This window comes from Bacillus cereus group sp. BceL291, assembly GCF_051776705.1.
Lineage (GTDB): Bacteria > Bacillota > Bacilli > Bacillales > Bacillaceae_G > Bacillus_A > Bacillus_A cereus.
Map to the genome: position 1 here is coordinate 1 of NZ_JBPWAP010000112.1, position 11,511 is coordinate 11,511.

Consider the following 11,511-nt stretch of genomic DNA (forward strand, 5'->3'; position numbering starts at 1 on the left):
TAATATTAAGAAAAAACATTCAATTTCTTTATATTCTATCACGAATATAAAGAAAGGATGGCATTTTTTACTTTTGGGGATAGTTAACACTTTTAAGTTGATGGGCATGTGGAGTCACCCCCATCATTATTAGAATTGGCTAAAATAGTAGGACTAAATGATTATAAATTAAAAATTGGTTTTAAAGAATTATTTGGCACGTCCACATTTGCATATTTAAGAGAACAGCGAATGGAAAGAGCAATGCTTTTATTGCGTTCGGGAACTAGTAATGTGACTGAAACGGCAGTTGCTGTTGGATACAATAATATTAGTCATTTTTCAGAGTCATTTAAAAAGAAATATGGAATGAAACCTTCTGAAATTTTGCGTATGTATTAAAAATCCGTTATACCGTAAACTCCTCCACCATTTGGTAGTTGTATTTTGTCATAATCATTATAATTACAATCAACATCCAATTGGAAATAATTTTTTATGGAGGAATTTAAATGAAAGAGCGGAATGAAAGTCATTTTTGGATATTTGTATTAATAGGAATCTTTCTTATTATAACAACAACTGGTTTCGCCCGTATGGCATATGGAATTATACTGCCATTTATGCAGGAAGGACTTCACTTATCTACGGCTCAATCAGGTATGCTAGGAACCATACTTTTTTTAGGTTATTTATTAACTGTAGGAACATCTGGAATATTTACTATCCGTTTTGGCGCAAAATCAGTTTTATTAATAGGCAGTTGGTTCGTCGTTATAAGCTTAATGGGATTAGCGTTTGTTTCTTCATTTTGGATAGTTGCTTTTTGTATGCTATGTGCTGGAGCTGGTAGTGCTCTTGTATATACACCACTCATGTCAATAACGGTAGGGTGGTTTCCAGACAAAAGAGGAACTGTAATGGGATTGTTATTAAGCGGTGCAGGTATAGGTATGCTATTTAGTGGAATAATTGTTCCTTATGTAGTGCGCACATTTCCTGAGTATAGTTGGCGTGGTGCATGGTTTTTGTTTGGAGTTATTACATGTATCATTGTATTTGCCGCTTCAGTTGTTTTGAAAAATCCAGAAGTTACTGAAGATGAGCAAAAAATGAGTAATAAATCGTTTTTATGGAAAACGAAAGAACTATATATCATTGCATGGATGTATTTTATTGTTGGTGTTGTATATTTAATTCCAAATTTATATCAAACTAGTTTTATGATTGATAGTGGTATCTCAGCATCAATTTCGGGGACTGTTTATGCAATTGCTGGCATCTTTTCAATCGTAGGAGCATCTGTCTGGGGATTTATTTCGGATCGAATTGGTATAAAGAAGAGTTTATGTAGTGCGCTTTTATTAGCTATTATAGGTGATATGGCTCCAATTATATTTGGAAATATAACTGGTTTTATCGTGTCGGCAATTATTTGGGGTTCTAGCCTCGGAGGTATACTATTATTAATTCAAGTTGCAGCTTCAAAGCAAGTATCTCCGAAATATGTCTCAATGGCAATTAGTTTTATATCTGTTTTCTATGCAGTTGGGCAAATGATTGGACCTGGAATTGCGGGCTGGGTTATTGGGAGAAGTGGTTATGCATTAGCTTATGTATTAGGTGCTTTCGGTTTCTTTATGTGCATATGTATGGGGTTATGCTTAAAAAGAGGAAATCTTACAAACTCAGCGTATTTAGAGAAGTGAGTATTGTCATGAAATGAATCTTTTTAACAGGAGGGAAGAAAAATGGTCCATGTGAAAGATGTATTAGCAGATCAGTTATTAGCAAATGCAAATGATCCCAGTTGGTATATGCCATTTTCAGATGCAGTTAAGGATTTATCTGAGAGGGAAGCTTTCTGGAAACCGAATGAAGAGAGTAATAGTATAGCTGAAATCGTACAACATTTACTGTATTGGAACTCTACGTGGCAAACTAGGTATAAAGAATCAAATGTTAATGCAGTACCCTCTATAGGAGATAATAACAAAAGTTTTATGCTTTCAGATAATCAAACTTTCGATGAATTACGGGAAAAACTACTAGAAAAACTGTTACAATGGCAAAATCTTATAAATGAAGAAAAGGTTGAAAGTGATGTAGTAGGATTTCCTGTTTCTGCAAAGTGGTGGGAAGTGTTAGCGAATGTAACAACTCATAATGCATATCATATTGGCCAAATTATTTACATCCGAAAATTACAGCAGAGCTTTGATAATGAATAAGATAATAGTTCTCAAATTAGGTGAACAAAAGTGGACAAAACGAGACAGATGTCTCATTTTGTCCACTTTTTTATTATGAAAGAAAAGAGAAAACCTATTAAATCAAGGATTAGAATTTGGCACGGTACTTGCAATATAAAAGATGATCAAGAAAATAGGAGGGCTGGACATGTTAAAAACAACTGAAAGTAAAGGGAATGAAATTACGAAAGAACAAGCTCGTTGGATGTATGAAAAAATGTTAGAGATTCGTAAGTTTGAAGATAAGGTACATGAATTGTTCGCGCAAGGCGTTTTGCCAGGTTTCGTTCATTTATACGCAGGTGAAGAAGCGGTAGCAGTTGGTGTATGTGCCCACTTAACGGATAGTGACAGTATTACAAGTACACATAGAGGTCATGGACATTGTATCGCAAAAGGTTGTGATTTAAATGGTATGATGGCTGAACTTTTCGGGAAAGCGACAGGATTATGTAAAGGTAAAGGCAGTTCCATGCATATTGCGGATTTAGATAAAGGAATGCTTGGTGCTAATGGCATTGTAGGCGGGGGTTTCCCACTTGCTTGCGGTTCAGCATTGACAGCTAAATATAAAGGAACAAAAGATGTAAGTGTTTGTTTCTTCGGTGACGGAGCAAATAATGAAGGAACATTCCATGAAGGGGTTAATTTAGCGGCGATTTGGAAGTTACCAGTTATTTTTATTGCAGAAAATAACGGTTACGGTGAAGCAACTACATTTGAATATGCTTCAAGTTGTGATTCTATTGCGGATCGTGCAAAAGCTTATAATATTCCAGGCGTTCAAGTAGATGGAAAAGATCTTCTAGCTGTATATAAAGCTGCTGCAGAAGCAGTGGAACGTGCGCGTAATGGTGATGGTCCAACAATTATTGAATGTATGACATATCGTAATTACGGTCATTTTGAAGGTGAAGCGCAAACATATAAAACATCAGAAGAAAAAGAAGAACATTTAAATGAAAAAGATGCGATTGTGAATTTCCGTAAGCATTTAATTCATGAAGGTTTATTAACGGAATCTGAACTTGTTGATATGGAAAAAGCAGTAGATGATGCAGTACAAAGATCCATTGAATTTAGTGAAAATAGTCCATACCCAGACGATGAAGAATTATTAAAAGATGTATACGTTTCTTACAAATAAGAGGAGGGTGAAAAATTATGACTAGAACAGTAAGTATGTCAACTGCAATTAATGAAGCGATGAAAATCTCAATGCGTCGTGATGAAAATGTAATTTTAATAGGTGAAGACGTTGCAGGCGGTGCACAAGTTGATCATCTGCAAGATGATGAAGCTTGGGGTGGTGTTCTTGGTGTTACGAAAGGACTTGTACAAGAGTTTGGCCGAAATCGTATATTGGATACACCAATTTCTGAAGCGGGTTATATGGGAGCTGCGATGGCAGCTGCTGCAACTGGGTTACGTCCGATAGCTGAATTAATGTTTAATGATTTTATTGGTAGTTGTCTTGATCAAGTATTAAACCAAGGTGCAAAATTCCGCTATATGTTTGGTGGTAAAGCGAAAGTGCCAGTTACGGTACGTACGATGCACGGTGCAGGTTTTAGCGCAGCTGCACAACATTCACAAAGTTTGTATGCCTTATTTACGAGCATTCCAGGTATAAAAGTTGTCGTTCCTTCTACTCCATATGACGCAAAAGGCTTATTATTAGCGGCAATTGAAGATGACGACCCGGTAATCTTCTTTGAAGATAAAACACTTTACAATATGAAAGGTGAAGTGCCGGAAGGGTATTATACAATTTCTTTAGGAAAAGCAGATATTAAACGAGAAGGTTCTGATGTAACAATTGTCGCAATCGGAAAACAAGTTCATACAGCACTTGCAGCTGCAAAGCAATTATCGAAAAAGGGGCTTGAAGTAGAAGTAATTGATCCACGATCTTTATCACCGCTTGATGAAGATACTATTTTATCATCTGTTGAAAAAACAAATCGTCTTATCGTTATTGACGAAGCGAATCCAAGATGTAGTATCGCAACAGATATTGCGGCAATTGTAGCGGATAAAGGTTTTGATTTGTTAGATGCACCTATTAAACGAATTACAGCACCACATACACCTGTTCCGTTCTCACCACCACTTGAAAAGTTGTATTTGCCAACGCCAGAAAAAGTAATTGAAACTGTATCAGAAATGATTGGAGACCAATCTTTATTACATGTGTAATAAAACGATGAGAAGGGAGAGAGACACATGGCTGTAGAAGTTGTAATGCCGAAGTTAGGTATGGCGATGAAAGAAGGTATTATTACGAGCTGGAATATTAAAGCAGGCGATAATGTAGCAAAAGGAGAACTAATTGCTAGTATTAATTCAGAAAAAATTGAAACGGAAATTGAAGCGCCAGCTGATGGTACGGTACTTGATATAGCTGTAAGTGAAGATGAAGGAGTGCCGCCTGGTACTGTAATTTGCTACATCGGTAAACCAAATGAAAAAGTAGAAATGCAGGAAAGCACACATGTGGTAGAAGAAAAAACATCTAATATAGAAGTACAAAATCAAGAACCAAATGGGAAAGAAGTAGCGAAGCAAAGAATTAAAATTTCACCTGTAGCGAAGAAAATTGCAGAGTCTGAAAATCTGGATATCAAGGCATTAGTTGGTACAGGTCCTGGCGGAAGGATTACAAAGGCAGATGTATTAAAGGCGCTAGAAGAAAGAGTAGCAAATCCAGAAGTACCTGAACAAGAAGAAAGTACAGTCGTTCCTGTTACTGGTATGAGAAAAGCAATTGCGAGTCGTATGCATGCAAGCTTACAAAATAGTGCGCAATTAACGTTAACGATGAAAGTAGATGTTACAGATTTAGTTGCATTACATAAAGACATAGCGAAAGTTGTGCAAAAACGATACGAAAACAAACTAACCATTACGGATTTCGTTTCTCGTGCTGTTGTATTAGCGCTTAGAGAGCATAAAGAAATGAACAGCGCTTATATAGATGATGCCATTCATCAATTTGAACATGTGCATTTAGGCATAGCAGTCGCATTAGAAAAAGGATTAGTCGTTCCAGCTATTCGCTTTGCAAATAATTTATCTTTAGTAGAGTTGTCTAAAGAGATTAAGGATATGGCACAAAAGGCGCGAGCAGGTAGCTTAAGTAGTGATGATATGCACGGAACGACATTTACAATTAGTAATTTAGGTAGCTTTGGTATTGAATATTTCACACCTGTATTAAATACACCTGAGACTGGTATTTTAGGTATTGGCGCAATTGAACATGTTCCTGTATATAAAGGGAAAAAATTTAAAAAAGGTAGTATGTTACCTTTAAGTTTAACATTCGATCATCGTGTACTAGACGGTGCACCAGCAGCTGCATTTTTACGCACAATTAAATATTATTTAGAAGAACCTATAACAATTCTTTTATAAAGAGAAGGTGAGAGAATGAGTAAATTAGTTGTAATTGGAGGCGGACCAGCTGGATATGTAGCGGCAATTACCGCGGCTCAAAATGGAAAAGAGGTCACTCTTATTGATGAAGCTGACCTTGGCGGAACGTGTTTAAATGTTGGGTGTATGCCGACGAAATCATTGTTAGAAAGTGCAGAAGTGCATGACATTGTGAGAAAAGCGAATGATTATGGGGTTACGCTTAATACAGGAAGTATATCAATTGATTGGGATCAAATACAGGCAAGGAAATCACAAATCGTAATGCAACTCGTCCAAGGAATACAATATTTAATGAAGAAAAATAAAATTAAAGTTGTAAAAGGAAAAGCGAAATTCGAAACGGATCATCGTGTGCGAGTTGTACAAGGAAATAAAGAAGAAGTAGTGGATGGAGAGAGGTTTATTATCGCAGCTGGTTCCGAACCTACAGAATTACCATTCGCTCCGTTTGATGGAAAATGGATTTTAAATAGTAGCCATGCGATGTCTCTTGAGAGTGTACCATCTTCATTGTTAATCGTTGGCGGTGGTGTAATAGGATGCGAGTTTGCAAGTATTTATAGTCGCCTTGGGACAAAAGTTACGATTGTTGAAATGGCACCGCAATTATTACCAGGTGAAGATGAAGATATCGCACATATTTTAAGAGAGAAATTAGAAAGTGATGGCGTAGAAATATTTACAGGAGCTGCTTTAAAAGGATTAAATAATTATAAGAAGCAAGCTTCATTTGAATATGAAGGTAGTATCCAAGAAGCTAACCCGGAATATGTTCTCATTTCTGTCGGCCGAAAACCACGTGTACAACAATTAGATTTAGAAAAAGCAGGGGTTCAGTTTTCAAATAAAGGGATTGCTGTGAACGAACATATGCAAACGAACGTATCACATATTTACGCAGCTGGTGATGTGATCGGTGGAATTCAGCTTGCTCACGTTGCCTTCCATGAAGGAACGACAGCAGCATTACACGCGAGTGGAGAAGATGTAAAAGTAAACTACCATGCTGTACCTCGCTGTATTTATACAGCTCCAGAAATTGCTAGTGTCGGTTTAACAGAAAAAGATGCAAGAGAGCAGTACGGTGACATACAAATTGGAGAATTTCCTTTTACAGCAAACGGAAAAGCGCTTATTATTGGCGAACAAATGGGTAAAGTAAAAGTCATTGTGGAACCTAAATACCAAGAAATTGTAGGGATTTCTATTATTGGTCCTCATGCCACTGAACTGATTGGACAAGGAACTGTAATGATTCATACAGAAGTTACCGCTGATATAATGAGAGATTATATTGCAGCACATCCAACTTTATCTGAGGCGATTCATGAAGCGTTAATGCAAGCAGTAGGACATGCTGTACATGCTTAAATAGAAATATGATAAACCACTATTCTCTAAATGAAAGAGAGAATAGTGGTTTGAATTTTTATAGAAGAAATTAAATGTCTTATTACTATTTAATTTCAATCGCTGAAGTAATATCGTTCCAATCAGCAGCTAAATTAGCAGTTTTACCGTACCAATCAGCGTGTTTAAATAAAACGCCTTTTCCATATCCTTGTGTTGAAGTGTGCTCCCAAAGTGTCGTTGAATAACTTGCAGAAGGTGACGCTGTACTTACAGAAGAAATTCTGTCATTCCAGCTAGATGGTAAGTTTTTAAATCCGCTGCTCCAGTAAATATATTGGCCACCTTTATCTTTATGTTCATAAAAATCAGTACTACCAGCACCGCTACCTAAAGGATTAATTTTATTTTTAATTGCTTTTTTATCCTTTTCAATATACGCATCTAATGTTTCACGACTAGTAAAACCGTAAGCTGGCCAATCCCTATTTTCATTTTGCTCTGGTAATACCATAGTAATTTGGATATTTTTCTTATCCTGATCATTTAATTTTGCAAATGAATTAACATTTTGTTCATCCACTTTTAAATAATCAAATGACTTACTTGAAGTAACCTTTATAGGAGTAACAAAGTGTTCTATGCCGGAAAACTTTGAAAATGCTTGGTGGTTATATCATGAAATAGCTCTTACTGAAGATGGTTTTAAACTAGGTGTTTTATTTGACTCTCCATTTAGAGAAGTGACGATTTTCGCGGCAGATGTATTACTTGTGAAGAAATAATGTTGTATGGAGTATTACAAACGTTTGACATAATAAAAAAATAAAGTTATTGTAGATACATGAAGTCTACAATAGGAGCTGTATTATGAAATATTCTAAAGCTACAAATTATGCTCTTCATACAATGCTTTTTCTGGCAAAGGCTACACCAAATAAGTTAGTTAGTGTTCACCAATTAGCAGAAATGCAAAATGTTTCACCAACGTACTTGTCTAAAATACTAACTAAGTTGACGAAGGAAGGGATGATACATTCATCATCTGGTCCAAAGGGCGGTTACTCGCTTAGTAAGAATTGGGAAGATATTTCATTTTTAGATATTATACATGCAATTGAAGGTAAAACATCATTGTTTGAATGTTGTTTACATGACAAACCTGGATGTTTAATTAATGAAGTAATGCTTGCAGCAGAAGAGAAAATGGAAGAAAAGTTACGAAATCAAAAAATCGTAGATCTTGCGAAAAAAATAAAAGTGGATTTTTAATCTGCTTTTATTTTTAAATTAATTAAGGATAAAAAGACTCTTCGATATCTTTAATTGTAGTTAGAAAATGATATGAAGAAGGAGAGAAGATGATGACTAAATTTTGGAATGATCGATATAAATCAGATGAATATTTTTACGGGGAAGAACCTAATACATTTATTAAAGAACAAGCATTTCGTTTAGCAAATCACAATAAAGTAATAGCATTTGCGGAGGGAGAAGGTAGAAATGCTGTATTTCTAGCAAGACAAGGGAACGAAGTAACAGCTATTGATTATTCGGAAGATGGATTAGAGAAGACAAAAAAATTGGCAGAGAAGCATAACGTAAACGTGCATACAAAAAAAGTAGATTTATTAGCTGATAGTTTGCCAGAAAATGAATATGATGCAGCAATTATGGTATTTGGACATTTTCATGATAATTATAAAAAAATGATATTAGGTAAAATGATACAAACGATAAAGCCTGGTGGTTTAATTATGTTTGAAGTTTACTCAAAAAAACAAATAAACTATAGTACTGGTGGACCAAAAGATGTTGATATGCTGTATGATCCAATTGATATCCTTACTTGGTGTGAAGAACATAAGGTAATTCATTTCTTTAATGGCGAACAAGAGCGAATTGAAGGGAAAGGGCACACTGGTTTAGCTGATGTTATTCAAGTTGTTATTAGAAAATGAATATAAGTGTTAATGAAAGTTAAATGTATGAATGTAAAAGACCAGTCATGTAAGACTGGTCTTTCTATTTAGATACTAAATTATCAAGCTTCCAATATGTATCTGTTAACGGCGCTGCTTTGCTATCTATGTATAAATACATATTATTTAAATCTTTTGGTGAAGTTTTCAGTTCAAACACAACGTCAGTAGTTAAAGAGAATTCGTGTGGAACATTTTTATAGTGCTCGTCATCTATCGGATGAGCTTCACCTTCATATTTCTGACCAGTTTTTTCATCTTGTATGAAATATTTTATTTCCGAAAGATCAATAGTTTGTCCATCGTCCCGAACATTATTAATCATAACACGAGTAGTAAGGCGTCGCTCTTTGTCTATTTTTTCAAACTTTGCATTTTCAACTGTCGCTCTATAGTATTCGTTTTTAACTATTTCTCCATAGTGCATTGCATTCTTTTCGAGAGCGCTCTTTTCTTGTTTTGATGTAGTATTGCTATTACATCCTGTTAATATTCCAGTAAATAATAATGCTGTACATGTCGTTTTGATTAATGATTTCATAGTAATCCCTTTCTGTATTAAAAAGTAAAACATAGGAATAATTTTACATCAACAGGAAGGTAAATGAAAGTATTTTTGCGTAATATACAGATATACATTTATTCGGTTGGCAAATTAATGGGATAGAAAGCGGGAGAAGACTGTATAAAACGGAATAAATAAGAACTGAAAATATTGTAAAACAGAAGAGGCATACATATAATTAAAATAAAGTTTAAGTTTCTGAATCTTCAATAACGGTGGTGATAACATGTTTACTGAAGAACGTCGAGAGAGAATCTTAGAACTACTTAATACAGATGGAAGAGTAATCGCAAAGGAACTTGCGGAAAGATTTGAAATGTCTATTGATTCTATAAGAAGAGATTTGTCTATTATGGAAAAGGATGGTTTATTAAAAAGAACGCACGGAGGTGCAATTGAACTTACGCGAGTGAGGAACTTAGCTGCGGAACCAGCTAAACGTTATAGTGATAGCTCAATATATGAGAACACAATTGCAAAAGTTGCGGCATCTTATATACAAGAAGATGATTCTATTTTTATTGGCGGGGCTCCCGTTCATAATGCGATGCTGAAATATTTACCGGAAGTATCATTTACGGTTATTACGAATTCTATAGAAATAGCTGGTCATCTAAGAGAATATAAGAACATCGATACATATTTAATTGGTGGAAAAGTAAAGCCTTCAGGAAATATTACTGATACATTTGCCTCTGAATTGATAAGTAGATTTTCTATTGATCTTTATTTCTCTACAGGTGGAGGCATTTCATTACAAGGTATTAGTACTGCAACACCTGAAGTTGCTTATTTTAGTAAAAGAGTAAGTGAAATTGCTAGAAGAAATATTTGTTTAGCTCCGCATAATAAACTTGGAATAGATTGTTTTATAAGAGGAGAGTCTCTAAAAGAAGTTGACCTTATTATAACTGACGAAGAGGCTAGTAAAGAAACTGTTCAGGAATTTGAGAAACAAGGTAAACAAGTTGTAATAGCGCCATTATATTGATTTGAAAGGAGTTTGACATGATTGTAAAAGAGCAAGAGTATCATATAAATGGATTAACTTATACAATTCGTTCTGCAGCTGAAAAAGATGCTGAGCAGTTATCGAAAATTAGAGTTCAGATTGATGGAGAAACTGAAAATATGGATAGAGATGCTGGAGAGGGATTTATAGATGACCTAGGGTTTCAAAAAATAATAAAAACAGATAGTGAAGAAACGAAGAATCTCTTTTTAGTTGTAGAAGTGCACAATCGAATTGTTGGATTTTCAAGATGTGAAGGATCAAATTTTAAGAGATTATCTCATAAAGTGGAGTTTGGCGTTTGTATTTTAAAAGAGTTTTGGGGATATAGAATGGGGAAGAGCCTATTACAACAATCTATTAAATGGGCTGACGAAAATGCAGTAAATAAAATATCTTTACAAGTATTAGAGACAAACGAGAAAGCTATTCATCTTTATAAAAAATTAGGTTTTGAAGTAGAAGGCATTTTGAAAAATGACAAAAGACTATCGGATGGAAAGTATTATAATACGGTAGTGATGGGAAGATTTACTAATACTTTTCATGAAAGAGGTGAAGAAGTATGTTTTACAGAAGGAAGTACTATGTAGTGAAAAATGAATTCATAGAAGTATTTAATGATCATTTCAATCACACGAACTTACCTAATCAATTAAAGCATGGTTCTAGGCTAATAGGACGCTGGATGAAAGATAATAAGAATGGTACGTCTGAAGTATTTGCCATATGGGAATATGATAGTTATGAACAGTATAATGAAATAGAATCGAAAATTAGAAGTGACGAGAGGCATATTAAAGGAATACATGAATGGTATGGTGCGACACGTTTCTCTATAAATAGTTTATAACTATGAAATGAGAAGACTATCTAGATTAACACAGATAGTAATAACTGATTTAACGAGTGAGTGGAATGAAAGCCTTC

The 11,511-nt window shown here is 34.9% G+C and carries 12 protein-coding genes and 3 pseudogenes; 13 read left to right on the forward strand and 2 right to left on the reverse strand.

Annotated features, from left to right (window positions below):
* Positions 1 to 108 precede the first annotated feature (108 nt).
* From ACS2CR_RS31415 to lpdA, 7 genes and pseudogenes are all read left to right on the forward strand, one after another.
* A pseudogene (locus ACS2CR_RS31415) lies at positions 109 to 381 on the forward strand (helix-turn-helix domain-containing protein); the annotation flags it as partial.
* 110 nt (positions 382 to 491) lie between these two features.
* Positions 492 to 1,688: an MFS transporter gene (locus ACS2CR_RS31420; RefSeq protein ID WP_000664567.1), complete on the forward strand. Its 1,197-nt coding sequence runs from the start codon at positions 492 to 494 to the stop codon at positions 1,686 to 1,688.
* 42 nt (positions 1,689 to 1,730) lie between these two features.
* Positions 1,731 to 2,210 carry a DinB family protein gene (locus ACS2CR_RS31425; RefSeq protein WP_000233797.1) on the forward strand — a complete coding sequence of 160 codons (480 nt, stop codon included), beginning with the start codon at positions 1,731 to 1,733 and terminating at the stop codon, positions 2,208 to 2,210.
* Positions 2,211 to 2,379: 169 nt separating this feature from the next.
* The gene (acoA, locus tag ACS2CR_RS31430) at positions 2,380 to 3,378 is read left to right on the forward strand and encodes an acetoin:2,6-dichlorophenolindophenol oxidoreductase subunit alpha (protein WP_153603000.1); all 999 of its coding nucleotides are present in this window, start codon (positions 2,380 to 2,382) and stop codon (positions 3,376 to 3,378) included.
* 17 nt (positions 3,379 to 3,395) lie between these two features.
* Entirely contained in the window at positions 3,396 to 4,430 is a 1,035-nt protein-coding gene (gene acoB, locus ACS2CR_RS31435; RefSeq protein WP_000198907.1) for an acetoin:2,6-dichlorophenolindophenol oxidoreductase subunit beta, read from the forward strand.
* A gap of 27 nt (positions 4,431 to 4,457) precedes the next feature.
* The gene (locus ACS2CR_RS31440) at positions 4,458 to 5,648 is read left to right on the forward strand and encodes a dihydrolipoamide acetyltransferase family protein (protein WP_053512408.1); all 1,191 of its coding nucleotides are present in this window, start codon (positions 4,458 to 4,460) and stop codon (positions 5,646 to 5,648) included.
* Positions 5,649 to 5,663: 15 nt separating this feature from the next.
* Positions 5,664 to 7,043, forward strand: coding sequence for a dihydrolipoyl dehydrogenase (gene lpdA, locus ACS2CR_RS31445; RefSeq protein ID WP_000041212.1), 1,380 nt, complete (start codon positions 5,664 to 5,666; stop codon positions 7,041 to 7,043).
* Between the two features lie 85 nt (positions 7,044 to 7,128).
* On the opposite strand, the gene ACS2CR_RS31450 is transcribed toward lpdA, so the two are convergent.
* Positions 7,129 to 7,665, reverse strand: a complete 537-nt coding sequence (locus ACS2CR_RS31450) for a hypothetical protein (protein WP_053512407.1) — start codon at positions 7,663 to 7,665, stop codon at positions 7,129 to 7,131.
* Between ACS2CR_RS31450 and ACS2CR_RS31455 the strand changes: the two are divergent.
* The 3 genes and pseudogenes from ACS2CR_RS31455 to ACS2CR_RS31465 form a co-directional block, all read left to right on the forward strand.
* A pseudogene (locus ACS2CR_RS31455) lies at positions 7,622 to 7,807 on the forward strand (DUF4085 family protein); the annotation flags it as partial. The gene ACS2CR_RS31450 and the pseudogene ACS2CR_RS31455 sit on opposite strands and share 44 nt — an antisense overlap.
* An 85-nt stretch (positions 7,808 to 7,892) precedes the next feature.
* Positions 7,893 to 8,294 carry an Rrf2 family transcriptional regulator gene (locus ACS2CR_RS31460; RefSeq protein ID WP_000877651.1) on the forward strand — a complete coding sequence of 134 codons (402 nt, stop codon included), beginning with the start codon at positions 7,893 to 7,895 and terminating at the stop codon, positions 8,292 to 8,294.
* 89 nt (positions 8,295 to 8,383) lie between these two features.
* Positions 8,384 to 8,983: a class I SAM-dependent methyltransferase gene (locus tag ACS2CR_RS31465; RefSeq protein ID WP_002196577.1), complete on the forward strand. Its 600-nt coding sequence runs from the start codon at positions 8,384 to 8,386 to the stop codon at positions 8,981 to 8,983.
* A 64-nt stretch (positions 8,984 to 9,047) separates the two neighbouring features.
* Here the strand turns inward: ACS2CR_RS31465 and ACS2CR_RS31470 are convergent, their stop codons facing one another.
* The gene (locus ACS2CR_RS31470) at positions 9,048 to 9,545 is read right to left on the reverse strand and encodes a hypothetical protein (protein ID WP_000838469.1); all 498 of its coding nucleotides are present in this window, start codon (positions 9,543 to 9,545) and stop codon (positions 9,048 to 9,050) included.
* Positions 9,546 to 9,795: 250 nt separating this feature from the next.
* Between ACS2CR_RS31470 and ACS2CR_RS31475 the strand changes: the two genes are divergently transcribed.
* The 3 genes and pseudogenes from ACS2CR_RS31475 to ACS2CR_RS31485 form a co-directional block, all read left to right on the forward strand.
* Positions 9,796 to 10,560 (forward strand): DeoR/GlpR family DNA-binding transcription regulator, encoded by a 765-nt coding sequence (locus ACS2CR_RS31475; RefSeq protein WP_053512406.1) that lies wholly within the window; start codon positions 9,796 to 9,798, stop codon positions 10,558 to 10,560.
* Between the two features lie 17 nt (positions 10,561 to 10,577).
* Positions 10,578 to 11,174, forward strand: coding sequence for a GNAT family N-acetyltransferase (locus tag ACS2CR_RS31480; RefSeq protein WP_000635686.1), 597 nt, complete (start codon positions 10,578 to 10,580; stop codon positions 11,172 to 11,174).
* Positions 11,147 to 11,401, forward strand: a pseudogene (locus ACS2CR_RS31485) (NIPSNAP family protein); the annotation flags it as partial. The gene ACS2CR_RS31480 and the pseudogene ACS2CR_RS31485, both read left to right, overlap by 28 nt.
* Positions 11,402 to 11,511: the final 110 nt, after the last annotated feature.

Bases quoted from the DNA above. Each gene is read 5' to 3' on its own strand.
- ACS2CR_RS31420 (WP_000664567.1), top strand. From the start codon at position 492: ATGAAAGAGCGGAATGAAAGTCATTTTTGGATATTTGTATTAATAGGA.
- ACS2CR_RS31425 (WP_000233797.1), top strand. From the start codon at position 1,731: ATGGTCCATGTGAAAGATGTATTAGCAGATCAGTTATTAGCAAATGCA.
- acoA (WP_153603000.1), top strand. From the start codon at position 2,380: ATGTTAAAAACAACTGAAAGTAAAGGGAATGAAATTACGAAAGAACAA.
- acoB (WP_000198907.1), top strand. From the start codon at position 3,396: ATGACTAGAACAGTAAGTATGTCAACTGCAATTAATGAAGCGATGAAA.
- ACS2CR_RS31440 (WP_053512408.1), top strand. From the start codon at position 4,458: ATGGCTGTAGAAGTTGTAATGCCGAAGTTAGGTATGGCGATGAAAGAA.
- lpdA (WP_000041212.1), top strand. From the start codon at position 5,664: ATGAGTAAATTAGTTGTAATTGGAGGCGGACCAGCTGGATATGTAGCG.
- ACS2CR_RS31460 (WP_000877651.1), top strand. From the start codon at position 7,893: ATGAAATATTCTAAAGCTACAAATTATGCTCTTCATACAATGCTTTTT.
- ACS2CR_RS31465 (WP_002196577.1), top strand. From the start codon at position 8,384: ATGATGACTAAATTTTGGAATGATCGATATAAATCAGATGAATATTTT.
- ACS2CR_RS31470 (WP_000838469.1), bottom strand. From the start codon at position 9,545: ATGAAATCATTAATCAAAACGACATGTACAGCATTATTATTTACTGGA.
- ACS2CR_RS31475 (WP_053512406.1), top strand. From the start codon at position 9,796: ATGTTTACTGAAGAACGTCGAGAGAGAATCTTAGAACTACTTAATACA.
- ACS2CR_RS31480 (WP_000635686.1), top strand. From the start codon at position 10,578: ATGATTGTAAAAGAGCAAGAGTATCATATAAATGGATTAACTTATACA.